Below are 20,451 nucleotides of genomic sequence, written 5' to 3'. Positions count from 1 at the left end.
AGCATGAAAGTCGCAAGAAAGCAGCAAGAGGGAGGGTTGTCGTTGTCCAGAGTGCGTATCGATCTCGACATGCTCAGGCGTTTCGCGCAGTTTGCCGCGCAGCGCAGCAGCGAAGATCGCATTCCCCAGGTGGCGGGTAGTCTGACGTTCACCACCATGCTGTCGCTCGTTCCGCTGGCGACGGTTGCGTTCGCGCTGTTCACCGCGTTTCCGATCTTCGCGTCGTTCCAGGCATCGCTGCAGGGCTTCCTCGCCGATCACCTGATGCCCGCGCAGTTCAACAGCCAGATCTTCCGTTACCTGAACCAGTTCGCATCGAAGGCGAAGGGTCTCACCACGCTCGGGATGATCATCCTGTTCGTCACATCGGTGATGACGATGATGACGGTCGAGTCGGCGTTCAACGTGATCTGGCGTGTGCGCAAGCCGCGTCCGTTCGCGCAGCGTGTGCTCGTGTACTGGGCGATCCTGACGCTCGGGCCGATCCTGATCGGCGTGAGCCTGTCGATCTCGTCGTATCTGTTCACCCAGTCGATGGCGCTGCATGCTGCGCAAAGCATCACGCCGGTAATCGAATGGGCGCTCACGGGCGCGGCGCTGCCGCTCACCATCCTCGCGTTCACACTGCTTTACGTTTATCTGCCGAACTGCCGGGTGGAGTGGCGTGATGCGGTCGTGGGCGGTATCTGTGCGGCGATCGCGTTCGAACTCGCGAAGCGCGGCTTCGGCTACTACATCCGCCGCATGCCGACCTATACGGCGGTGTACGGCGCGTTCGCGGTGGTGCCGCTGTTTCTGCTGTGGATGTACCTGACGTGGCTGATTACGCTCGGCGGTGCGATGGTGACGTCGGCATTACCGGTGATCCGCACGGGGCAGTTCCATCGGCCGCAGTTTGCGGGCAGCGATCTGCTCGATGCGCTCGAACTGCTGGGGCGGCTTTGCGAGGCTCGCGATGCCGGCAAGCGCGGCTACACCGCGCAGCAGCTTGCGCGGATGTTGCGACGCGATCTCGATACCGCGACGCGGTTGCTGCATGAGCTGGAAGAACTCGAGTGGGTGGCGCGGCTCGAGGAACACGGCGCGCAGCCGTGCTTTCTGATGCTCGCGAATCCCGGACAGGTGACGGTCGAACGGCTCTTCGATCTGTTCGTGATCGACCGGAAGGAAATGGCGTATCAGCTCAATCTGAGTTCGACGCGGCTTGATCGGGACACGCTGCTTGGTGCTTTGGAAAACGACAGCTTGCATGTGACGCTGGCTACGCTGCTGTCGGTGCGTGCGGCGGCGAGGGCGGCTCAGGCTGCCGAGGGCGCCGGGCACGATGCGCCGGAGACTTCGCACCAGGCGGCGTGAGGGCGCGATAGCGGGGCGGTCTGGGTGAAGAAGTCGCTGGAACCACCGGCTACAACGAAACCTTGCCGATGCAGATGTCCTTAAACATCACCCAGTCCCCCATCAAGCTATAAACCGGATGACGAAACGTCGCAGGCCGGTTTTTCTCGAAGAAGAAATGGCCGACCCACGCGAACCCGTAACCGCAGACCACCGCGGCCGGCAGCCAGAGCCAGTCACCCATTGCGAGTGCCATCGCGAAGCAGCCGATTACCCCCAGCGACCCGATGAAATGCAGCCGCCTTGAGATCAGGTTGCGATGCTCGTCGAGATAGAACGGATAGAACTCCGCGAAGCTCGCGAAGTGCTCGGTGTGAGTAGTTTGGCGCATGATCGCCTCCCTGTTCCGTTTCCCTTGCCGGCGCCGTTCGCGGCGCCCGGCTTGATCCATTGTGCTGCGATCGACCGGCGCGTGCAACCGGGCTGAGGCCCGGTGTTGCGTGGCGGCAAGGGCTTGCGGATCAACCGGCGAATCAGCCACCGGAAAGCGGGCGCGAGGCGAAATCGAACAGGGCGTCGAGCGTCGCGTCCGGTTGCTCGGTCATCAATGCATGGCCGGCGTCGAGCGTGACGGTGTCCACTGCCGCGCCCGCGGCCACGAACGCATCTGCGAGCGCCCGCGCAGCGCGCGGCGGCGTCATTGCATCGCGATTCCCGACGATAAAACGCACCGGGCAGCGCACCTGCGCAGCCCGTTCGAGCCCGTCCGTGTATGCGTTGCAGGCGGCGAAGTCGGTATGGAACAACTGCGGTTCACCGGTTGCGGAGACGCGTTCCATCAGGCGCTGATTCATGCCGTGCAGCCAGAAACCCGGCCCCGGGCACGACGGTTTCGCAGCGAACGTCGAGTGTGACCACTGGTTGACCATCTCGATCGCTTCCGGCTCGCGCTCGCGCGCCGCGTCGAGCAGCGTGGCGGACACGGCCATCGGCACCGCGGTCGCGAGCAGTGCGAGATGGGTTGCGCGGGCGGGATAGCGGCCGGCGAAATCGAGTGCAATCAGCGACCCCATGCTGTGACCGGCGACGAACGCACGCTGCACACCCACGGCATCGAGCAGCGCGGCGAGCCAGTCGGCCATCGCGGCGACGCTCGACAGTGCGGGCCCTGCGCTGCGGTGATGACCTGGCAGATCGACGGCGAGTACGCTGAAGCCGTGATGAGCAAAGTAGCGGGTTTGCAGCGCCCATACGCTGTGGTCGTGCTCGGCACCATGGATGAAAACCGCGCACGGCAGAGCAGGATCGAAAGATTTGCCGCCGGTATAGGCGTAAGCAGGCGTTCCGCGAACGTCGATAATCATGCGGACGTCTCCTTACGGGCAGCACCGCCCGAGGGCGCAGCCGGCGCCTTCTGCGCCGCTTTCAGCGCACGTTTCAGGTCGTCGATCAGATCGTCGGGATCTTCGAGACCGATCGACAGCCGGATCGTCCCTTCGGCAATTCCGGCTGCCGCCAGCGCCGCCGCGTCCATGCGGAAGTGCGTGGTCGATGCGGGATGAATGACAAGCGAGCGCGCATCGCCGACATTCGCGAGATGCGAGAACAGCGACAGCGTTTCGATAAAACGTCGACCGGCCGCGCGATCGCCGCGCAGGTTGAAGCTGAACACCGCGCCCGCGCCACGCGGCAACAGGCGCTGTGCGAGCGCATGGTCGGGGTGCGACGCAAGTTCCGGATACGCCACCGATTCAACCGCTGCGTGCGCCACGAGAAACTCGACGATCCGGCGCGTATTGGCGACATGGCGTTCCATGCGCAGCGGCAGCGTTTCGATACCTTGCAGCAACTGCCACGCCGCCTGCGGATGCAGGCACGCGCCGAAGTCGCGCAAACCTTCGCGCCGTGCCCGCAGCAGAAACGGCGCGACGGTGCTTTCCTCGGCGAACACCATGCCGTGGAAGCCGTCGTACGGTTCGGTGAATTCGGGGAAACGGCCGGATGCGTCGAAGTTGAACGTGCCGCCGTCAACCAGCACGCCGCCGATCGTCGTCCCGTGCCCGCCGAGGAACTTGGTCGCCGAGTGATAGATGAAATCCGCACCGTGCGCGAACGGCTGCAGCAGGTACGGGGTCGTGAAAGTCGAGTCGACCAGCAGCGGCACGCGGTGGTCGTGCGCAATCTGCGCAACCGAGGCGATGTCGAGCACGTCGAGCCCCGGGTTGCCGAGCGTTTCGCCGAACAACAGACGCGTGTTCGGCCGCAGCGCCGCACGCCAGGCGGCGAGATCGCCCGGTTTGACGAAGGTCGTCTCGATGCCGAAGCGGCGCAGCGTGTAGTTGAGCAGGTTGTGCGAGCCGCCATACAGCGCGCTCGACGCGACGATGTGCGAGCCGGCGCCCATCAGTGTGGCGATTGCCAGATGCAGCGCGGCCTGGCCGCTCGCGGTGCCGATCGCGCCCGCGCCGTTTTCGAGCGCGGCGACGCGTTCCTCGAAAACGGCCACGGTCGGATTCGAGATCCGCGAATAGACATGCCCGGCGCGCTCCATATTGAACAGCGAAGCCGCGTGATCGGTGTCGCGGAACGAAAACGACGTGGTCTGGTAGATTGGCGTGGCGCGCGCGCCGGTCGTGGGATCGGGGGCGGCGCCAGCGTGCAGCGCGAGCGTATCGAAACGGTTGGCGGACATCCTGGCGGGCGCAGCCGCGCACGGCCTGCGCAAAGGGTGAAGGTGGCGGCCATCCTATCATCCCGGGCGGGGCGCCCCGAAGCGCCTTTTTGAGGCCTTCCAGGGGACCATCGGGGTGCGCCCTGCGCCCGTCCGCCGGGCGATGGCGGGCTTTCCGGGCCCCTTCCGCGCGCTTTCCTTTTATGGGCCTTTCCGCTAGCATCGAAAATCAGTCATGCGATACCGGCGTCATCAGGAGACAAATCATGCGGGTCAGCGACATTCTCAAGGTCAAGGGCAACACCCTTTTCACGGTTACCCCCGACACATCGTTGCACGACGCAGTCACTGCGATGGCGGAGCACGACATCGGTTCGCTGGTGGTGATGGAATACGGCGATCTGGTGGGCATGCTGACGTTCCGCGAGATCATCCTGACCTTGCGCCGCAACGGCGGTAGCGTCGGTACATCGACGATCCGCAAGGTCATGGACGACCATCCGATCACCTGCACACCGGAAACCGACGTCAACGAAGTGCGCCGCATGATGCTTGAGCATCACGTGCGCTATCTGCCGGTGCTCGAAAGCCGCGCGTTGATGGGCGTGATCTCGTTCTACGACGTCGCGAAGGCGGTGGTCGAAGAGCAGGGTTTCGAGAATCGCATGCTCAAGGCCTATATCCGCGACTGGCCGGAAGAGCAGGAACCGCAGCAGGCCCGCTAGCCGGCGCGTCGCGCTGGCATGCTGTGCATGTCGCCATGCGGTTGAGCCATACCAGGGCGCGCGCGAAAGCGGGCGCTTTTTTTGTTCGCGTGTCTATTTGCGTACGCAGGAGAGTGAGATGAATCTGCGCCCACGCGTTTGCTCGCGACACCTGTCCCCGCATGTGTCCATATCCATGCGCCCCTTGCCGTTTATCCAACTCTCATGAGCGACCGCCCGCTACCTGCCGCCACTCCTGCCGCCCAGAGCGCGCACGCACACGAATCCCAGTTCGCCCTGCTGGGCGAACGCCGTTTCTCGCCATTTTTCTGGACCCAGTTCCTCGGCGCGATGAACGACAACGTGTTCAAGATCGGCTTTACGTCGCTTGTCACGTATCAGACCGCGCGCTTTTCCGGTGTGGACGCGAAGACCGCGGCGTTCCTGATTTCCGCAATCTTCATCCTGCCGTTCGTGCTGCTGTCCGCGACCTCGGGACAGATCGCCGACAAGTACGACAAGGCGACGCTCACGCGCTTCGTGAAGACGTTCGAAATCGGCGTGATGCTGATCGGCGGGGCGGGGTTCTGGTTTCACAACGCGTCGCTGCTGTATCTCGGCACTTTCCTGATGGGCGTGCATTCGACGCTCTTCGGCCCGGTCAAGTACGCGTACCTGCCGCAGCATCTGTCGAAGGCGGAGCTGGTCGGCGGCAACGGGCTCATCGAAATGGGCACCTTCGTTGCGATCCTGATCGGCACGATCGCCGGGGGCGCCGCGGCCGGTTTCGTCGAGCATGGCGCGGTGGTGCTCGCGGGCATGTGCGTCGTGATCGCGCTGGCGGGACGCGCGGTGTCGGTGGCGGTGCCGTCCACGCCGGCGCTGCAGCCCGACTTGCGCATCAACTGGAACCCGGTCAGCGAAACGTGGCGCAATCTGAAGCTGGCGCGCGAGGATCGCACGGTGTTTCTGAGCCTGCTCGGTATTTCGTGGCTGTGGTTTTTCGGCGCGACCTTCCTGTCGTCGTTTTTCCGTTTCGCGAAGGAAGTGCTGTCCGCGAATCCCGATGTCGTCACCGTGCTGCTCGCGACGTTCTCGATCGGCATCGGTAGCGGCTCGTTGATGTGCGAACGGCTGTCGAAACGGCGCATCGAAATCGGCCTCGTGCCGCTCGGCTCGATCGGCATGAGCGTGTTCGGCATCGATCTGTTTTTCGCGAGCCATGCGCTGCCGGCCGCGCCACATCTGCTGTCGGTCGGCGAGTTTCTCGCGGTGCCGGCGCACTGGCGCGTGCTGGTCGATCTGCTGCTGCTGGCGATGTTCGGCGGCTTTTACAGCGTGCCGCTGTACGCGTTGATCCAGAGCCGCAGCCAGCCGACTCACCGCGCGCGCATCATCGCGGCGAACAATATTCTCAATTCGCTGTTCATGATCGTGTCCGCGTTGATGGCCGTCGGGTTGACGGCGCTCGGGGTGGGCATTCCGGGCATCTTCCTGACCACTGCGCTGCTCAACATCGTAGTCGCCGCATACATCTATTCGCTGGTGCCGGAGTTTCTGCTGCGCTTTATCGCGTGGATGCTCGTGCACACGTTCTACCGGATTCGCCTCGTGCATGCCGAACGCATCCCGGAAGAAGGCGCGGCGGTGCTGGTGTGCAATCACGTCAGCTATGTCGATGCGATCGTCATCATGGCGGAGAGCCCGCGGCCGATCCGCTTCGTGATGGATCACCGGATCTTCCGCACACCGTTTGCAGGCTGGGTGTTCCGGCACGGCAAGGCGATTCCGATCGCGCCCGCGCACGAAGACCCCGACATGCTGGCGCGCGCGTACGATGCCTGCGCGGCGGCGCTGACCGATGGCGATCTCGTGTGCATTTTCCCCGAGGGCAAGCTGACCAAGACCGGCGATATGAACCCGTTCCGCCACGGCGTGACCGAGATCATCCGCCGCACACCGGCGCCGGTCGTGCCGATGGCGCTGCGCGGGCTGTGGGGCAGCTACTTCTCGCGGGCCGCCGAAGCACGCGTGCCCCGGCCGCTAAACAAAGGCGTGATGAGCCGCCTGACGCTGGCGGTGGGCGAGCCGCTCAGCGCCGAGGAAGCGACGCCGGAACGGCTGCAGCAGATCGTTAGCGAGTTGCGCGGCGCGCGTAAGTGAAGCGCGCGGGTCGCGGCAAGCAAAGCCGCGGCACATGACGGGCCCGCGGTCCGTCCCGCGTAGCCAGGAGCGGGCTGGCATAATAACGGTCTCCCGCATTTCTTTGGACTCCGCTCATGTCCGGCAATACTCTCGGTACGCTTTTCACCGTCACGACGTTCGGCGAGTCGCATGGACCGGCTATCGGTTGCGTGATCGACGGTTGTCCGCCGGGCATGGCGCTCGCCGAAGACGATATCCAGTTCGAACTGGATCGCCGCAAGCCCGGCACCTCGCGCCACGTGACGCAGCGCCAGGAAGAGGACAAGGTCGAGATCCTGTCCGGCATCTTCGAAGGCCGCACGACCGGCGCGCCGATCGCGCTGCTGATCCGCAACACCGATCAGCGCAGCAAGGACTACGGCAACATTGCCGATACGTTCCGTCCCGGCCACGCCGACTACACCTACTGGCAGAAATACGGCATTCGCGATTACCGTGGCGGTGGCCGGTCGTCCGCACGTCTGACCGCGCCGACAGTGGCCGCCGGTGCGGTGGCGAAGAAGTGGCTGCGCGAGCATTTCGGCGCCGAGATTCGTGCGTATATGGCGGCGCTCGGTGAGATCGACGTGCCGTTCGTCGATTGGGTACATGTGCGCGAGAACCCGTTCTTCGCGCCGAATCAGGACATCGTGCCGCAGCTCGAAGCGTATATGGATGCGCTGCGCAAAGACGGCGATTCGATCGGTGCACGCATCAACGTGGTGGCGTCGGGCATTCCGGTCGGTTTCGGCGAGCCGCTGTTCGACCGCCTCGACGCCGACATCGCGCACGCGATGATGGGCATCAATGCGGTGAAGGGCGTCGAGATCGGCGCTGGTTTCGCGAGCATTGCGCAGCGCGGTTCGGTGCATGGCGACGAGTTGACGCCGGAAGGGTTCGTCGGCAATCACGCGGGTGGGGTGCTCGGCGGTATTTCGACCGGGCAGGACATCACGGTGTCGATCGCGATCAAGCCGACTTCGAGCATCCGTACGCCGCGCCGTTCGATCGATCGAAGCGGACAACCGGTGGTCGTCGAAACGTTCGGGCGCCACGATCCGTGTGTCGGTATTCGAGCGACGCCGATCGCCGAAGCGATGCTCGCGCTGGTGCTGATCGATCATGCGCTGCGTTATCGCGCGCAATGCGGCGACGTGACGGTCGATACACCGAAGATCGCGGCAAGCGCACCGTAGCGTACGCAGCGCGCAGCAACGAAAAAAGCACCGCGCGCGGTGCTTTTTTACGTCCGAAACGGCATGCGCCGTAGCGTCACATGTTCGGATAATTCGGACCGCCGCCACCCTCCGGCGTCACCCACACGATATTCTGCGTCGGATCCTTGATGTCGCAGGTCTTGCAGTGCACGCAGTTCTGCGCATTGATCACGAGCCGCTCGCTGCCGTCGTCGTTCTTGACGAACTCATACACGGCGGCCGGGCAGTAGCGACCTTCCGGCCCGGCGTAAGTGCGGTAGTTGACGTTGACCGGCACCGTCGGATCTTTCAGCGTCAGATGCGCGGGCTGGTTTTCCTCGTGGTTCGTGTTCGAGATGAACACCGACGAAAGCCGATCGAACGTCAGCTTGCCGTCCGGCTTCGGATATTCGATCTGCTTGCACTGCGACGCCGGCTTCAGCATCTCGTGATCCCAGTGCTGGTGATGCAGCGTCCACGGCACATTGCCGCTGAATACCTTCTGCTCGATACCCACCATCAGCGTGCCGAGGTACAGGCCCTTGCTCATCCACTGCTTGAAATTGCGCGCGCGATGCAGCTCGGTGTAAAGCCAGGAGGTCTTGAAGGTGTCGGGGAAGGCGGCCAGTTCGTCGGACTGACGGCCGGCCTGCACGGCGTCGAATGCGGCGTCGGCGGCGAGCATGCCGGTCTTGATCGCAGCGTGGCTGCCCTTGATCCGCGCGACGTTGAGAAAGCCCGCGTCGTCGCCGACCAGGGCGCCGCCCGGAAACACCAGCTTCGGCAGCGACTGCAAACCGCCCGCCGTGATGGCCCGTGCGCCATACGACACACGTTTGCCGCCTTCGAGAAACGCGCGGATCGCGGGATGCGTCTTGTAGCGCTGGAATTCCTCGAACGGCGACAGGTACGGGTTCGTATAGCCGAGACCGACGATGAAGCCGACCATCACCTGGTTGTTGTCGATGTGATAGAGGAACGAGCCGCCGTACGTATCGCTCTCGAGCGGCCAGCCGGCCGAGTGGATCACGAGGCCGGGCTTGTGCTTCGCCGGATCGATTTCCCACAGCTCCTTGATGCCGATGCCGTACACCTGCGGATCGACGCCGTCGCGCAGCTTGTAGCGGTCGGACAGCTGACGGCCCAGATGCCCGCGCGCGCCTTCGCAGAACAGTGTGTACTTCGCGTGCAGTTCCATGCCGAGCTGGAAGTTCTCGGTCGGCTCGCCGTCCTTGCCGACGCCCATGTTGCCGGTCGCGACGCCCTTGACCGAGCCATCATCGTTATAGAGGATTTCCGCGGCCGGGAAGCCCGGGAAAATTTCGACGCCGAGCGCTTCGGCTTGTTGACCCAGCCAGCGTGTCACGTTGGCGAGGCTGACGACGTAGTTGCCGTGGTTCTTGAAGTTGTCCGGGAGCATCCAGTTCGGCACGGCCTTCGCGCCGGTTTCGGACAGGAACAGGAAGCGGTCTTCGCTCACCTCGACGTTGAGCGGCGCGCCTTTTTCCTTCCAGTCGGGGATCAATTCGGTGATCGCTCGCGGGTCCATCACGGCCCCGGAGAGGATGTGGGCCCCGACCTCCGAGCCCTTTTCGAGCACGCAGACCCCGATCTCGACGCCTTTCTCCTGCGCCCGCTGCTTGAGCCGGATCGCCGCGGACAGGCCAGCAGGGCCGCCGCCGACGATTACCACGTCGTATTCCATTGACTCGCGCGGGCCATATTGCTCAATGAGACTTGTGGGGGTCATTGAAGCTCCTCTTACCGTTAGAATGCTTTTTTCGGGTTCGTATTGTCAGCGAACGATACCTGCGCTGCAACCGGATGAACAGAGATTAGCACGATCGTTCTATTTATGTGGTACGGTGGCGACGCGCGCAATCGAGGTCATTGGCGGTATCGCCGCGCCTGCAACCCTCATCAAAACAAGGAAAGACAATGGGCCGTTCGATCAATCTGGAAGGCAAGGTCGCGCTGATTACAGGCGCGTCGAGCGGACTCGGCAAGCGCTTTGCGCAAGTGCTGTCGCAGGCCGGTGCGAAGGTCGTGCTGGCCAGCCGCCGTACCGAACGCCTGAAGGAACTACGCGCGGAAATCGAAGCCTCCGGCGGCGCGGCGCACGTCGTCTCGCTCGATGTCACCGATTATCAGAGCATCAAGTCGGCAGTGGCGCACGCCGAGACCGAAGCGGGCACGATCGATATCCTCGTCAACAACTCCGGCGTGTCGACTACGCAGAAGCTGTCCGAAGTCACGCCCGCCGATTTCGAATACGTGTTCGACACGAACACGCGCGGCGCTTTCTTCGTCGCCCAGGAAGTCGCGAAGCGGATGATCATGCGCAGCAACAACGGTGGCCAGAAGCCCGCTTACCGGATCATCAACATTGCGTCGGTGGCGGGGCTGCGGGCGTTTCCGCAAATTGGCCTGTATTCGATGAGCAAGGCCGCTGTCGTCCATATGACGAAGGCGATGGCGCAGGAATGGGGCCGTCACGGCATCAATGTGAACGCGATCTGCCCTGGCTACATCGATACGGAGATCAATCACCATCACTGGTCGACCGAGCAGGGGCAGAAGCTCGTGTCGCTGCTGCCGCGTCATCGCGTGGGCAAACCGGAGGATCTGGACGGCCTGCTGCTGTTGCTCGCCGCCGACGAATCGCAGTTCATCAACGGTTCGATCATTGCCGCCGACGATGGCTTCGGCCTCGCCTGACGGCCACTCGGCACGGCGCGCGCCGTGCCGGTTTTAACGAGCAGAAGAAGTACGATGAGCGAATACCACGCAGTCTTCGAGATGTCGATGCCGATCCGCTGGGGCGATATGGACGCGTTCGGCCACGTCAACAATACGATCTATTTCCGCTACATGGAGCAGGTGCGGCTCTCCTGGTTTGAGCAGATCGGCATTGCAGGCGGCAACGGCCAGGGGCAGGGACCGGTGCTCGTCAATGCATCGATGGAGTTTCTCAGGCAGCTGCATTATCCCGGCGACGTGATTGGCCGGATGACGGTCGGCAAACCCGGGCGCAGCAGCTTCGATACCGGTTTCGAACTGTTCCGCGCCGACGATCCGCAGACGCTTTATGCACGCGGCGCCGCACGCTGCGTGTGGATCGACTATGCAGCCGGCAAGTCGACGCCGCTGCCGGACCTGCTGCGCGGGACGATCGAGAACGCGCTGCTCGTCAAGCTCGGCTGAGCGTAGCCAGCACCCCATCTCCCTTCTGTCACGCCGTCACGCGTCAATGCCCGAGCAGCCGCTGCAGCAGCTCGGTGGCATTGCCCGTATCGTATTTGCGCATCAACTTGGCGCGATACACATCGACGGTGCGGGAACTGATATCGAGCGCGCGACCAATCTGTTTGCTCGTCTTTCCCGTCACCAGTTGCGCGGCGATCTCGCGCTCGCGCGGCGTCAGTTCGACGGCGACCCGCCGGGTCGCGCTCAGATCCTCGAAGGTCCATACGCCCGCCGCATGCGGGTCGCCGCGATCGAGCGAACGGCCGGTCACGTGACACCAGAACAGTTCGCCGTTCGTGCGCTTCATGATGCGGTCGTCGGCGTAGCTGCCCTGGGCGGTCATGATCGGCGGAATGCGCGCGCCGATCCGCTCGAATTCATCGGACGATGGATAGAGCACCTGAAACGATTGCCCGAGCAACGACTCGCGCGTACGGCCGAAGATCGCCGCGAGCTGGTCGTTGCAGTCTTCGATGATCCGCTCGCGCGACAGCACGAGTCCGATCGGCGCAAGGTGGAAGGCAGTCTGGTAATCGAGGGCGGGCATCGGCGGCGGGTGGTGAAGAGCAATGGCGAACACTTATGTATTTTTGCGTATTGTGCCGTATCGCTGCCGCAGCGTACCCTTTCGAACAAATCACAAGGCCGCGCAGCACGGGCGAGCGGGCTGGACGCAGGTTGCGCGATCCAGCGACGACGCCCACGGCGGACGACTAGAATGACGTGACGGGCCGCGACAGCGGCGCAGCGCATCGATCCGGTTTTCGGGTTTCATATCGAGGAAGGGACAAACTGATGAACAAGGTCTATCCAGGCGCGACTGCCGCGCTCGAAGACATCGTCAAGGACGGGCAGACGTTCGCCGTCGGCGGCTTTGGTCTGTGCGGCATTCCGGAGGCGCTGATCGCGGCGCTGCGCGATACCGGCGTGAAAGGCATCACGTGTATCAGCAACAATGCGGGCGTCGACGGCTTCGGTCTCGGCCAGTTGCTCGAGACGCGCCAGGTCAAGAAGATGATCTCGTCGTATGTCGGCGAGAACAAGGAGTTCGAGCGTCAGTATCTGGCCGGCGAACTCGAACTTGAATTCACGCCGCAAGGCACGCTCGCCGAGAAGCTGCGCGCGGGCGGCTCGGGTATCCCGGCGTTCTTCACCAACACCGGCTTCGGCACGCTGATTGCCGAAGGCAAGGAAACCCGCGATTTCGACGGCAGGCAATACGTACTCGAACGTTCGCTGACCGCTGATGTCGCGCTCGTCAAGGCGTGGAAGGCCGACAAATCGGGCAACCTGATCTATCGCCGCACTGCGCGCAACTTCAACCCGATGTGCGCGATGGCCGGCAAGATCACGGTCGCGGAAGTCGAAGAGATCGTCGAGGTGGGCGAGCTCGATCCGGATGCGATCCACACACCGGGCATCTTCGTGCAGCGCATCGTGCTGAATGCGCATCCGGAGAAACGCATCGAACAACGCATCGTCCGCGCGAAAGGAGCGTGATCATGGCATGGACTCGTGACGAAATGGCCGCGCGCGCGGCGAAAGAACTGCAGGACGGTTTCTACGTGAACCTCGGTATCGGCCTGCCGACGCTGGTGGCGAACCACGTGCCGGCCGGCGTCGAAGTGTGGCTGCAATCGGAGAACGGTCTGCTCGGTATCGGCCCGTCGCCGACCGAAGATGAAGTCGACGCAGATCTGATCAACGCCGGCAAGCAGACGGTGACGACGCTGCCGGGTTCGTCGATTTTTTCGTCGGCGGATTCGTTTGCGATGATTCGCGGCGGCCACATCAATCTCGCGATCCTCGGCGCGATGCAGATCAGCAAGAAGGGCGATCTCGCGAACTGGATGATCCCGGGCAAGATGATCAAGGGCATGGGCGGCGCGATGGATCTGGTGGCCGGCGTGAAGCGTGTCGTCGTGCTGATGGAGCACGTCGCGAAGGGCGATCAGCACAAGATTCTCGAAGAGTGCACGTTGCCGCTGACGGGTGTGGGTGTCGTCAATCAGATCATCACCGACCTCGGCGTGATCGACGTGACCGCGGACGGCCTGAAACTGGTTGAACTGGCGCCGGGCGTGAGCGTCGATGAGATCAAGGCGAAGACCGGCGCGCCGCTCGACGTGAGCGCGGTGAACTAATCGAAACGGTATAGGCAGGTTGCTACACAGGCGGCAGTCGCACTGACACGCAAGCGAAGCGAGACGGGCAGTTGCCGCGCAGGTTGCAGTCGCGGTGTCGCACGAGGCGGGCGGAACCCAGGAATCCGGGGTTTCGCCCGCTTTGTTTTTGGGCCGGGCTGATCACCGAGCCACTGGCCGATGGCGGCGCGTTTGCCGGTCCCCCATGACAAAGCGGTTTACAATTAGCCCTGTTCCGCAGCTTTCTTCGGGCTGCGCCGCTGGGCCGCTCGCCTGCAATGTCCGGTAGCGCCGCAGCCCACGCCACCGACGGATTCTCCGCCCGTGTCTTCGTAAGGACCCCCTGATGACCGCCACGCTCGCCGTTCCCGCCGCATCCGTCGATTCCTCTGCGCCACGTCAGCGTTTCGTCCAGTGTTCGAGCGCAAGCGGCCTGCATCGCGTCGCCTATACCGAGTGGGGCGATCCGGCCAATCCGCGCGTGCTGCTTTGCGTTCATGGGCTCACGCGCTCGGGTCGCGATTTCGATCGGGTGGCGCGGGCGTTGTCGGGCGTGTACCGGGTGGTGTGCCCCGATGTCGTAGGCCGGGGCTTGTCGTCGTGGCTCGTCAATCCAGCGGGTTACACGGTGCCCCAGTATGTCGCGGACATGATCACGTTGATCGCACGCCTCGATGTCGAAACGGTCGACTGGTTCGGCACGTCGATGGGCGGTTTGATCGGCATGGGACTGGCCGGGTTGCCGGGCTCGCCGATCCGCAAGCTGCTGCTCAACGATGTCGGTCCGCGTCTGGATCCCGCGGCCGTTGCGCGCATCGGCGACTACCTGGGCAAGCCGGCGCGCTTCGAGACGCTGCAGCAGGGCATCGATCATGCGGCGCTGCTCGCGAAAACGTTCGGCCCGCTGACGCCCGACGAATGGCGCGAGATCAATACGCCGCTACTGCACGAGCGCGATGGCGCATGGCAGTTCCGCTACGATCCGCGCATCGCCGAGCCGTTCGCCGCGCTAACCGCGGAACAGACCGCGCTCGGCGAAGCGGCGCTGTGGCATGCACTCGGTACCGCACCGGGACCGGTGCTGGCCGTGCGCGGGGCGCAGTCGGATCTGTTGTCGCGTGAAACGCTGGCGCAGATGGTGGAGCGCGGGCGCGCGGTGTCGAGCGTCGAGATCGAAGGCGTGGGACATGCGCCGGCGTTTTTGTCAGCGGACCAGATCGACATCGCGCGACGTTTCTTCATCGGCGCGGATGCCGACGCGTCATAATATGCGGTTGCGCGGCCCGTCAGTCATGGCAATGCGCAGTGCGTCCGTTCACCCTTAACCGTCAGGACATTTCATGGCAGTCATTCGTCACCACGTCGGCAAGCGCCTTTCCGAAATCGCCGTGTACAACGGCACGGTCTACCTCGCCGGCCAGATCGCCGAAGACACCGAGCAGGACATCGCCGGTCAGACGCGCGAAGTGCTCGGGCACATCGATCGCCTGCTGGGCGAAGTGAACAGCGACAAATCGCATCTGCTGTCCGTGCAGATCTACATCTCGGACATGGTCCATTTCGCTGGCATGAATGCGGTGTGGGACGAGTGGGTCGCGCAGGGCGCGACGCCGCCGCGCGCGACGGTCGAAGCGAGCCTCGCGAACCCGAAGTGCCTCGTCGAAGTGGTCGTCGTGGCTGCGCAGCGTAGCTAGCTGAACTTGTTGTCGAATACCCGGGTTCGCCGGAGCCGGCGGACCGCTGCATCATGAATACCGATACCGTTACGACTGTGCCTCAACCTGTGCCGTCTTTCGACGACGCGCTGGCGTTCGTCCGCGAACATGCGGGCGACGTGCGGCTGTCTTCCGGCGAACTGCTCGCGGAACACGCGATCGGTACGGCGTCGATCATGCGCACGCTCAACGTCGATCCGCCCGCCGTGCTCGCGGCTGCGCTGTTTGGGCTGACGCCGCATCTGCAGGACCCGGAGCAGCTCATCGCGGAGAAGTTCGGCGAAGAGGTGGTGCAGCTCGTCGGTAACGTGCGCAAGCTGTTGCGCCTCGGTACGGTCAGCCTGCGCGCCGCGCAGAACGCGTTTCCCGAAGCGGGACGCGACGCGGAAGCGGCGCGCCGCGCGCAGATCGAGGCGCTGCGCAAGATGCTGCTCGCGTTTGCCCAGGACATCCGCGTCGTGTTGATCCGCCTCGCGTCGCGGTTGCAGTCGCTGCGCTACTACGCGGCAGCGAAGGTGACACCGTCGCCCGACGTCGCACGCGAAACGCTCGACATCTACGCGCCGCTCGCCAACCGGCTCGGTATCTGGCAACTGAAGTGGGAGCTCGAGGACCTCGCGTTCCGCTTCGAAGAACCCAACACGTACAAGCGCATCGCGAAGCTGCTCGACGAGAAGCGCGTCGAGCGTGAGAGCTATGTCGATGAAGCGATTACCCGGCTGCAACACGAGCTGGCCGAGGCACATATCCGCGCGGAAGTGAGCGGCCGGCCGAAGCATATCTACAGCATCTGGCGCAAGATGCACGGCAAGGCGCTCGATTTCGCCGAGCTCTACGACGTGCGCGCGTTTCGCGTGATCGTGCCGGATATCAAGGATTGCTACACCGTGCTCGGCATCGTGCACAACCTGTGGCAACCGGTGCCGAGAGAGTTCGACGACTACATCTCGCGACCGAAGCCGAACGGCTACAAGTCGCTGCATACGGTCGTGATCGGCGACGACGGCCGCGCGTTCGAAGTACAGATCCGCACGCAGGAAATGCATAGCTTTGCCGAGTACGGCGTGGCGGCGCACTGGCGCTACAAGGAAGCCGGCACGCGCGGCTACGACGGCCAGTTCAGTGCGGACGAGAAGTACGACGAGAAGATCGCATGGCTGCGCCAGTTGCTCGCGTGGAAGGACGATGTGTCCGAGGGCGACGACAAGGAGCAGGTCAGTCAGCCGTGGGAGCATCTGCGCCAGGCGACGGTCGACGATGACCACATCTACGTGATGACGCCGCAGGCACGCGTGATTCCGCTGCCGCAGGGTTCGACGCCGGTGGACTTTGCATATCACCTGCATAGCGAACTGGGACACCGGTGCCGTGGTGCACGCGTCGACGGTGCGATGGTCCCGCTCAACACGTCGCTGCAGAACGGACAGACCGTCGAGATCGTCGCGGTGAAAGAGGGCGGTCCGTCGCGCGACTGGCTCAATCCGCAGCTTGGCTACATGCATAGTCCGCGCGCGCGGCAGAAAGTGCGCGCGTGGTTCAACGCGGTCGATGCGCAGGAAAACATCGCGACCGGCCGCGCGATGGTCGAAAAGACCTTGCAACGCGAGGGCAAGACTTCGGTCAATCTCGATCAGCTCGCGGCGAAGCTCGGCTTCAAGGACACCGACGATCTGTTCTCAGTGGTTGGCAAGGAAGAGTTCAGCTTGCGGCTCGTCGAGCAGGCGCTGCACGATGCGCCGCCAGCCGAACCGGAGATCGAAGCACCCGAGCAGTTCGAGAAGCGCAGCAGTGGCGCAAGCGTCGCGCACGGTGCGTCGACGGGTGTGCTGGTGGTCGGCGTCGATGCGCTGCTGACGCAGCTCGCGCGTTGCTGCCGCCCGGCGCCGCCGGATGAGATCAGCGGTTTCGTCACGCGCGGTAAGGGCATGTCGATTCACCGGCGCGATTGCCCGACGTTCCTGCGGATGGTCGATCGCGCACCCGAGCGCGTGCTGCAGACCACATGGTCCGCCGACGTGTTGAGCGGTCGCGGCCAGTCCGTGTACCCAGTCGACCTGGCGATCGAAGCAAGCGACCGACAAGGACTGCTGCGCGATATCTCCGAAGTGTTTGCGCGCGAGAAGATGAACGTGATCGGCGTGAAGACGCAGAGCCGTCGCAACGCGGCCTACATGCAATTCACCGTCGAAGTATCGAGCGCCGCGCAGGTTCAGCGCGCGTGCGCGTTGCTCGGCGAAGTGGCCGGCGTCGTGCGTGCCTCGCGCAAGGCGTGACGCGACCGACGGCAAGCGCGTGCAGTTTCCCGTCGTGAGCAGTTCCTGTGATGTGGCCGCATAAAAGTACTTGCCAAGATTTGCTGGGCTTCTTATAATTTCGCTTCTTTAGGCTCGTAGCTCAGCTGGTTAGAGCACCACCTTGACATGGTGGGGGTCGTTGGTTCGAGTCCAATCGAGCCTACCAACGAAAATCGAAACTCCGGTTCGCCGGAGTTTTTGAATAATGAAGCAGCATGCGCTTCGGCGCATCAAGGCGAATACGGTTATGACACCGCGAACGTTGACCGGAACCACTTCGGAACGACGCTAGTCGAGGACCTCTTTCGCCCTTGTAGTTTGCTGAATGTGAAATGCGGCCCCTCGAAAGCGGGGCCGCATTTTTTTCGTCTTTATCGGGTTATCGTATGTGCCGCCGCCGGTCGGCATCACGGAGAGCGAAATGGTTTCGATACGTCTGCCTGACGGTTCTGTTCGACAGTACGAGCATCCGGTTACGGTCGCCGAAGTAGCGGCATCGATCGGTCCGGGTCTTGCCAAAGCCGCGCTTGGCGGCAAGATCGACGGCGAGCTGGTCGATACGTCCGCGTTGATCGATCACGATGCGTCGCTTGCCATCGTCACAGATAAAGATAAAGACGGCCTCGATATCATCCGCCACTCCACCGCGCACTTGCTCGCGTATGCGGTGAAGGATCTGTATCCGGAAGCGCAGGTCACGATCGGCCCGGTGATCGATAACGGCTTCTACTACGACTTCGCATACAGCCGTCCCTTCACGCCGGACGATCTCGAGAAGATCGAAAAGCGCATGCAGGAACTCGCGAAGAAAGACGAGCCGGTGTCGCGCCGCGTAGTGTCGCGCGACGAGGCGGTCACGTACTTCAAGAGCATCGGCGAGAAGTACAAGGCCGAGATCATCGAATCGATTCCCGCTACCGACGAAATCAAGCTCTATTCGCACGGCGGTTTCACCGATCTGTGCCGCGGCCCGCACGTGCCGTCCACCGGCAAGCTGAAGGTGTTCAAGTTGATGCGGGTGGCAGGCGCGTACTGGCGCGGCGATGCGAAGAACGAGCAGCTGCAGCGTATCTACGGTACGGCGTGGGTCAAGAAGGAAGATCAGGACGCGTACCTTCACATGCTCGAAGAAGCTGAGAAGCGCGATCACCGCAAGCTCGGCAAGCAACTCGACCTGTTCCACATGCAGGAAGAGTCGCCGGGTATGGTGTTCTGGCATCCGCGTGGCTGGACGTTGTGGCAGCAGGTCGAGCAGTACATGCGCCGCCGTGTGAACGACGCGGGCTATCTCGAGATCAAGACGCCGATGATCATGGACCGCTCGCTGTGGGAAGCGTCCGGTCACTGGCAGAACTATCGCGAGAACATGTTCACGACGGAATCGGAGAAGCGCGACTATGCGATCAAACCGATGAACTGTCCGGGGCACGTGCAGGTGTTCAACCACGGGCTGCGTTCGTATCGCGATCTGCCGTTGCGCTATGCCGAGTTCGGCTCGTGTCACCGCAATGAAGCGTCGGGCGCGCTGCACGGCTTGATGCGCGTGCGCGGTTTCGTGCAGGACGACGCACACATTTTCTGTACCGAAGACCAGTTCATCAGCGAGTCGATCGCGTTCAACACGCTCGCGATGAGTGTGTACAAGGACTTCGGCTTCGACCAGGTCGAGATCAAGCTGTCGCTGCGCCCCGACGCGCGCGCCGGCACCGACGAAACCTGGGATCGTGCCGAACAGGGCCTGCGCGAGGCGCTGACGGCCTGCGGCGTGACCTGGGAGGAACTGCCCGGGGAGGGCGCGTTCTACGGTCCGAAGGTCGAATATCACATCAAGGACGCGCTCGGCCGCTCGTGGCAATGCGGCACGCTGCAGCTCGATATGGTGCTGCCGGAGCGCCTCGGCGCCGAATACGTGGCCGAGGACAACGGCCGGCGCCGCCCGATCATGCTGCACCGGGCAATCGTCGGATCAATGGAGCGTTTCCTCGGCATTCTGATCGAGCACCATGCTGGTGCAATGCCGTCCTGGCTGGCGCCGATGCAGGTTGTGGTGATGAATATCGCCGAAAGTCAGGCCGAATATGCCGCTGCTCTCGCCCAAACGTTGCAAAAACAAGGGGTTAGAGTAGAGGTTGATTTGCGCAACGAGAAGATTAGCTATAAAATACGCGAGCACACGCTGGAAAAGGTGCCGTACCTCCTTGTGGTCGGCGATAAAGAGCGTGATGCACAAACGGTAGCCGTGCGTGCCCGTGGTGGCGTCGATCTGGGTGTAATGCCGGTCGAAGCCTTTACTGAACGCCTGCGCGAGGACGTGCAGTCGTTCCGGTAAACCACTTCGGCAGCGCGGCTCGTTTTTTTAATTTTTAGAGGAAACGTAACATCGCTACGGATAAGCCGCATCGCATCAACGGCGAAATAACCGCACCTGAGGTGCGTCTCGTCGGAGTCGAAAACGAACCGCTGGGCATCGTGAAACTCGCCGATGCTTTCCGACTGTCGGAGCAGCAGGACGTTGATCTGGTCGAAATTGCTCCGCAGGCGGTACCGCCTGTTTGCCGGTTGATGGACTACGGCAAATTCAAGTACCAGGAAGCGAAGAAGCAACACGAGGCCAAGCTCAAGCAGAAGGTCATCCAGGTCAAGGAAGTGAAGTTCCGGCCCGGTACCGACGACGGAGATTACAACGTCAAGCTTCGTAATCTCGTGCGCTTTCTCGAAGACGGCGACAAGACGAAAATCACGTTGCGTTTCCGTGGTCGCGAAATGGCTCACCAGGAAATCGGTATGCGCATGCTGGAGCGTCTGCGCACCGACCTCGACGAAGTCGGTCAGGTCGAGCAGATGCCCAAGATGGAAGGGCGCCAGATGATCATGGTGCTGTCGCCGAAGAAAAAGAAGTAAGCCGCAAGCGGGTGCATCGTGTGATGTGCCCGGCGGTTGTGAAAAGTAGTTGTGGAAAAAT

The 20,451-nt window shown here is 63.0% G+C and carries 18 protein-coding genes and 1 tRNA gene; 14 read left to right on the top strand and 5 right to left on the bottom strand.

The window, feature by feature from the left end:
- Positions 1 to 3: 3 nt before the first annotated feature.
- A complete protein-coding gene (locus M0D65_RS03940) occupies positions 4 to 1,356 on the top strand; it encodes a YihY family inner membrane protein (protein ID WP_266251303.1) in 1,353 nt (450 codons plus the stop codon).
- Between the two features lie 49 nt (positions 1,357 to 1,405).
- On the opposite strand, the gene M0D65_RS03935 is transcribed toward M0D65_RS03940, so the two are convergent.
- From M0D65_RS03935 to M0D65_RS03925, 3 genes are all read right to left on the bottom strand, one after another.
- Positions 1,406 to 1,726, bottom strand: a complete 321-nt coding sequence (locus M0D65_RS03935; RefSeq protein WP_266251301.1) for an Mpo1-like protein — start codon at positions 1,724 to 1,726, stop codon at positions 1,406 to 1,408.
- A gap of 142 nt (positions 1,727 to 1,868) precedes the next feature.
- Positions 1,869 to 2,699 carry an alpha/beta fold hydrolase gene (locus tag M0D65_RS03930; protein ID WP_266251299.1) on the bottom strand — a complete coding sequence of 277 codons (831 nt, stop codon included), beginning with the start codon at positions 2,697 to 2,699 and terminating at the stop codon, positions 1,869 to 1,871.
- Positions 2,696 to 4,027: an O-acetylhomoserine aminocarboxypropyltransferase gene (locus M0D65_RS03925; RefSeq protein WP_266251297.1), complete on the bottom strand. Its 1,332-nt coding sequence runs from the start codon at positions 4,025 to 4,027 to the stop codon at positions 2,696 to 2,698. Before M0D65_RS03925 ends, M0D65_RS03930 begins: the two co-directional genes overlap by 4 nt.
- A 245-nt stretch (positions 4,028 to 4,272) precedes the next feature.
- Here M0D65_RS03925 and M0D65_RS03920 point away from each other — a divergent pair, with 245 nt between their 5' ends.
- From M0D65_RS03920 to aroC, 3 genes are all read left to right on the top strand, one after another.
- Complete coding sequence (locus M0D65_RS03920; protein ID WP_096718531.1) at positions 4,273 to 4,731, top strand: CBS domain-containing protein; 459 nt, start codon at positions 4,273 to 4,275, stop codon at positions 4,729 to 4,731.
- 204 nt (positions 4,732 to 4,935) lie between these two features.
- Positions 4,936 to 6,873 (top strand): MFS transporter, encoded by a 1,938-nt coding sequence (locus tag M0D65_RS03915; protein WP_266251292.1) that lies wholly within the window; start codon positions 4,936 to 4,938, stop codon positions 6,871 to 6,873.
- A 116-nt stretch (positions 6,874 to 6,989) separates the two neighbouring features.
- The gene (aroC, locus tag M0D65_RS03910; RefSeq protein ID WP_266251290.1) at positions 6,990 to 8,090 is read left to right on the top strand and encodes a chorismate synthase; all 1,101 of its coding nucleotides are present in this window, start codon (positions 6,990 to 6,992) and stop codon (positions 8,088 to 8,090) included.
- Between the two features lie 76 nt (positions 8,091 to 8,166).
- Here the strand turns inward: aroC and M0D65_RS03905 are convergent, their stop codons facing one another.
- Entirely contained in the window at positions 8,167 to 9,840 is a 1,674-nt protein-coding gene (locus M0D65_RS03905; RefSeq protein WP_266251288.1) for an electron transfer flavoprotein-ubiquinone oxidoreductase, read from the bottom strand.
- A gap of 188 nt (positions 9,841 to 10,028) precedes the next feature.
- On the opposite strand from M0D65_RS03905, the gene M0D65_RS03900 reads away from it, so the two are divergent.
- Both M0D65_RS03900 and M0D65_RS03895 read left to right on the top strand, forming a co-directional pair.
- Positions 10,029 to 10,808 (top strand): SDR family oxidoreductase, encoded by a 780-nt coding sequence (locus tag M0D65_RS03900; protein ID WP_091020126.1) that lies wholly within the window; start codon positions 10,029 to 10,031, stop codon positions 10,806 to 10,808.
- A gap of 54 nt (positions 10,809 to 10,862) precedes the next feature.
- A complete protein-coding gene (locus M0D65_RS03895; RefSeq protein ID WP_091020129.1) occupies positions 10,863 to 11,294 on the top strand; it encodes a thioesterase family protein in 432 nt (143 codons plus the stop codon).
- Between the two features lie 43 nt (positions 11,295 to 11,337).
- Here the strand turns inward: M0D65_RS03895 and M0D65_RS03890 are convergent, their stop codons facing one another.
- Positions 11,338 to 11,883: a LuxR C-terminal-related transcriptional regulator gene (locus tag M0D65_RS03890; RefSeq protein WP_096717071.1), complete on the bottom strand. Its 546-nt coding sequence runs from the start codon at positions 11,881 to 11,883 to the stop codon at positions 11,338 to 11,340.
- 248 nt (positions 11,884 to 12,131) lie between these two features.
- Between M0D65_RS03890 and M0D65_RS03885 the strand changes: the two genes are divergently transcribed.
- From M0D65_RS03885 to infC, 8 genes are all read left to right on the top strand, one after another.
- A complete protein-coding gene (locus tag M0D65_RS03885) occupies positions 12,132 to 12,836 on the top strand; it encodes a CoA transferase subunit A (protein ID WP_091020131.1) in 705 nt (234 codons plus the stop codon).
- 2 nt (positions 12,837 to 12,838) lie between these two features.
- On the top strand, positions 12,839 to 13,480 hold the full coding sequence (locus M0D65_RS03880; protein WP_266251279.1) for a CoA transferase subunit B: 642 nt from the start codon (positions 12,839 to 12,841) through the stop codon (positions 13,478 to 13,480).
- A 346-nt stretch (positions 13,481 to 13,826) separates the two neighbouring features.
- Complete coding sequence (locus M0D65_RS03875; protein ID WP_266251277.1) at positions 13,827 to 14,747, top strand: alpha/beta fold hydrolase; 921 nt, start codon at positions 13,827 to 13,829, stop codon at positions 14,745 to 14,747.
- Between the two features lie 73 nt (positions 14,748 to 14,820).
- The gene (locus M0D65_RS03870) at positions 14,821 to 15,174 is read left to right on the top strand and encodes a RidA family protein (RefSeq protein WP_091020139.1); all 354 of its coding nucleotides are present in this window, start codon (positions 14,821 to 14,823) and stop codon (positions 15,172 to 15,174) included.
- Positions 15,175 to 15,227: 53 nt separating this feature from the next.
- Positions 15,228 to 17,468 (top strand): bifunctional (p)ppGpp synthetase/guanosine-3',5'-bis(diphosphate) 3'-pyrophosphohydrolase, encoded by a 2,241-nt coding sequence (locus M0D65_RS03865; protein ID WP_266251274.1) that lies wholly within the window; start codon positions 15,228 to 15,230, stop codon positions 17,466 to 17,468.
- A gap of 110 nt (positions 17,469 to 17,578) precedes the next feature.
- Positions 17,579 to 17,655 (top strand) — tRNA-Val (locus tag M0D65_RS03860).
- 255 nt (positions 17,656 to 17,910) lie between these two features.
- On the top strand, positions 17,911 to 19,818 hold the full coding sequence (gene thrS, locus M0D65_RS03855; protein ID WP_266251272.1) for a threonine--tRNA ligase: 1,908 nt from the start codon (positions 17,911 to 17,913) through the stop codon (positions 19,816 to 19,818).
- A gap of 50 nt (positions 19,819 to 19,868) precedes the next feature.
- Positions 19,869 to 20,390, top strand: a complete 522-nt coding sequence (gene infC, locus M0D65_RS03850; protein ID WP_091020146.1) for a translation initiation factor IF-3 — start codon at positions 19,869 to 19,871, stop codon at positions 20,388 to 20,390.
- The last annotated feature ends 61 nt before the right edge of the window (positions 20,391 to 20,451 follow it).

The organism is Paraburkholderia sp. CHISQ3, from assembly GCF_030464945.1.
GTDB lineage: Bacteria > Pseudomonadota > Gammaproteobacteria > Burkholderiales > Burkholderiaceae > Paraburkholderia > Paraburkholderia megapolitana.
The sequence above is the reverse complement of the archived record's forward strand: the minus strand, read 5'-3'. Positions and strand labels throughout refer to the sequence as shown.

Coding starts and splice junctions, on each gene's coding strand:
- M0D65_RS03940 (WP_266251303.1), top strand. CDS start 4: ATGAAAGTCGCAAGAAAGCAGCAAGAGGGAGGGTTGTCGTTGTCCAGA.
- M0D65_RS03935 (WP_266251301.1), bottom strand. CDS start 1,726: ATGCGCCAAACTACTCACACCGAGCACTTCGCGAGCTTCGCGGAGTTC.
- M0D65_RS03930 (WP_266251299.1), bottom strand. CDS start 2,699: ATGATTATCGACGTTCGCGGAACGCCTGCTTACGCCTATACCGGCGGC.
- M0D65_RS03925 (WP_266251297.1), bottom strand. CDS start 4,027: ATGTCCGCCAACCGTTTCGATACGCTCGCGCTGCACGCTGGCGCCGCC.
- M0D65_RS03920 (WP_096718531.1), top strand. CDS start 4,273: ATGCGGGTCAGCGACATTCTCAAGGTCAAGGGCAACACCCTTTTCACG.
- M0D65_RS03915 (WP_266251292.1), top strand. CDS start 4,936: ATGAGCGACCGCCCGCTACCTGCCGCCACTCCTGCCGCCCAGAGCGCG.
- aroC (WP_266251290.1), top strand. CDS start 6,990: ATGTCCGGCAATACTCTCGGTACGCTTTTCACCGTCACGACGTTCGGC.
- M0D65_RS03905 (WP_266251288.1), bottom strand. CDS start 9,840: ATGACCCCCACAAGTCTCATTGAGCAATATGGCCCGCGCGAGTCAATG.
- M0D65_RS03900 (WP_091020126.1), top strand. CDS start 10,029: ATGGGCCGTTCGATCAATCTGGAAGGCAAGGTCGCGCTGATTACAGGC.
- M0D65_RS03895 (WP_091020129.1), top strand. CDS start 10,863: ATGAGCGAATACCACGCAGTCTTCGAGATGTCGATGCCGATCCGCTGG.
- M0D65_RS03890 (WP_096717071.1), bottom strand. CDS start 11,883: ATGCCCGCCCTCGATTACCAGACTGCCTTCCACCTTGCGCCGATCGGA.
- M0D65_RS03885 (WP_091020131.1), top strand. CDS start 12,132: ATGAACAAGGTCTATCCAGGCGCGACTGCCGCGCTCGAAGACATCGTC.
- M0D65_RS03880 (WP_266251279.1), top strand. CDS start 12,839: ATGGCATGGACTCGTGACGAAATGGCCGCGCGCGCGGCGAAAGAACTG.
- M0D65_RS03875 (WP_266251277.1), top strand. CDS start 13,827: ATGACCGCCACGCTCGCCGTTCCCGCCGCATCCGTCGATTCCTCTGCG.
- M0D65_RS03870 (WP_091020139.1), top strand. CDS start 14,821: ATGGCAGTCATTCGTCACCACGTCGGCAAGCGCCTTTCCGAAATCGCC.
- M0D65_RS03865 (WP_266251274.1), top strand. CDS start 15,228: ATGAATACCGATACCGTTACGACTGTGCCTCAACCTGTGCCGTCTTTC.
- thrS (WP_266251272.1), top strand. CDS start 17,911: ATGGTTTCGATACGTCTGCCTGACGGTTCTGTTCGACAGTACGAGCAT.